Source organism: Neobacillus drentensis, from assembly GCF_036965645.1.
GTDB classification, from domain to species: Bacteria; Bacillota; Bacilli; order Bacillales; family Cytobacillaceae; genus Neobacillus; species Neobacillus drentensis_D.
Map to the genome: position 1 here is coordinate 1,162 of NZ_JBALPZ010000298.1, position 2,600 is coordinate 3,761.

A 2,600-nucleotide genomic window follows, 5' to 3' on the forward strand; every position below is an offset into this window, starting at 1 on the left:
CCCTCAATTAGTGGACCGTTTGCATAAGGCAGATGTTAAATTTACAAAGGTGATTCCAAAAGAGACTTCACCATTATTAAATTTCATCCTTTCTTGGATTCTGCCTTTCGTGATCTTTATTTCGATTGGTCAATGGTTAATGAAGAAGATGCAAGGAAAAATGATGGGAGGAGGCGGCCCATTATCCTTCGGAAAAAGTAATGCCAAAGTGTATGTAGAAACTGAAACAGGTATTACATTTAAAGATGTCGCTGGTCAGGATGAAGCGAAAGAGGCACTGCAGGAGATTGTCGACTTCCTTCATAATCCGAAAAAGTATAAAGAAATTGGAGCAAACATTCCAAAGGGAGCGCTGTTAGTAGGACCTCCAGGAACAGGTAAAACACTCCTCGCCAAGGCGGTAGCAGGGGAATCGAAAGTTCCATTCTTCTCTATGTCAGGTTCTGAATTTGTCGAGATGTTTGTTGGAATGGGTGCTGCCAGGGTTAGGGATTTATTTAAACAGGCTCAAGAAAAAGCCCCATGTATCGTGTTTATTGATGAAATAGATGCGATTGGTAAAAGCCGTAATTCCGGAATGGCCGGAGGAAATGATGAACGGGAACAAACCTTGAACCAGCTGTTAACGGAAATGGATGGATTTGATGCAGATAAAGGGATCGTCATTCTAGCCGCAACGAATAGACCGGAAACGCTTGATAAGGCGCTATTAAGACCTGGCCGATTTGACAGAAGAGTCCCGGTTGAATTGCCTGACTTAAAAGGTCGTGAATCAATCCTGCACGTTCATGCCGCTAAGGTGAAATTGGCTGACGATGTCGATTTTAATGTGATTGCCAGGGCTACTTCAGGCGCATCTGGCGCGGATTTGGCCAATATTATTAACGAGGCTGCCTTAAGAGCGGTGAGATTAGGCCGAAACAAGGTGACTCAAAATGATTTAGAAGAGTCTGTTGAAGTAGTCATTGCCGGTTACCAACGTAAAAATGCGGTCATCTCGATGAAGGATAAACTAACGATATCTTACCACGAAATCGGCCATGCCTTAGTTGCTGCGAAACAGAGTCACTCGGCACCAGTTCATAAAATTACGATTATCCCAAGAACATCAGGGGCTTTAGGTTATACGATGCAGGTAGACGAACACGAAACGGTCCTAATGACAAAAGAACAGGCCTTGGACAAAATCACTACTTATATGGGTGGACGTGCCGCTGAGGAAATTATTTTTAAAACCGTGACTTCCGGGGCTTCCAATGACATTGAACAAGCTACAAAGATTGCTCGAGCCATGGTTACTAGATTCGGTATGAGTGAAGAATTTGATATGATGGCACTTGAAACGGTCAATAACCCGTATTTAGGCGGCGATACTTCGTTAATGGTATCGACGGAAACAGCAGCTAGAGTAGACGCTGAGATTCTTAAGATTATTAAATCTTGTCACCAAAAGGCGATTCAAATTTTAGAGGAAAATAAAGATAAATTGCATGAATTAACAAAATACCTATTAGAAAAAGAAACGATCACCGGCGACGAATTTATGTCAATATTATTAGCATAATGTAATAAAACCCAATGAAGTTGCATCTATTGCTCCATTGGGTTTATTTTTTGATAATTTTTTAAGTTCAAATTCTACCCTGATTAGTCACTTTCATGTAGAATAAGATGATGGACAAGAGTTAATAATGAATCAATAAACAAATCATGGGGGATCAAAGGTGACTTATCAACTGAAGAAAAGCTTTAAGATGTTTTCATTAAATTCGAATCGTGAGCTTGCTGAAGAAATGGCTAAGCTTTTGGGCTGTGAATTAGGGAAAAGCTCTGTTAAACAGTTTAGTGACGGTGAAATACAAATTAATATTGAAGAAAGTGTCCGTGGCAGTGAGGTGTTTGTGGTGCAGCCGACTTCTCAGCCTATTAATGACAATATAATGGAGCTGTTGGTGATGGTTGATGCACTGAAAAGAGCCTCAGCTAAAATGATCAATGTTGTGATCCCGTATTATGGCTATGCTCGTCAAGATCGTACAGCAAAACCTCGTGAGCCAATCACAGCAAAATTAGTTGCCAGACTCTTAGAAAGAACTGGTGCAACAAGGGTCCTTACGATGGATTTCCATGCGCCACAACTACAAGGTTTTTTTGATATACCGGTCGATCATCTAATTGCAAATCCAATCCTTGGTAATTACTTTGAGAAGAAAGCATTAGAAGATGTTGTCGTGGTTGCCCCTCATAATGGTGCAGTCATTAGAGCTAGAAAACTAGCGAGTATTTTAAATGCACCGATTGCCCTCATAGATCGTAGACAAGAAGAAAATGGTGAGCTTGAACTCATGCATGTTATCGGAAATATCGAGGGGAAAAATGCGATTATCGTGGATGATTTAATAAATACAGCGGGGACAATCACTTTGGCTGCAAACGCCCTAGTAGAGAGGGGAGCGAAAGCAATCTATGCTTGCTGTACCCACCCTGTATTCTCATCGGATGCTATCAGTCGGATTGAAAATTCTCCTATTAAAGAATTAGTCGTCACGAATACCATTGAAATGCCGAAAGAAAAGCGGATTGATAAAATCACAATTTTA

At 40.8% G+C, this 2,600-nt stretch carries 2 protein-coding genes; both read left to right on the forward strand.

What is annotated here, in order from left to right; all coding sequences use genetic code 11:
- Positions 1–1,564: ATP-dependent zinc metalloprotease FtsH (gene ftsH, locus V7266_RS30610; protein ID WP_335473043.1), on the forward strand; the 1,564-nt coding region annotated here is incomplete at its 5' end.
- Positions 1,565–1,724: 160 nt separating this feature from the next.
- On the forward strand, positions 1,725–2,600 hold an 876-nt coding region (locus V7266_RS30615; protein ID WP_335473044.1), incomplete at its 3' end, for a ribose-phosphate diphosphokinase.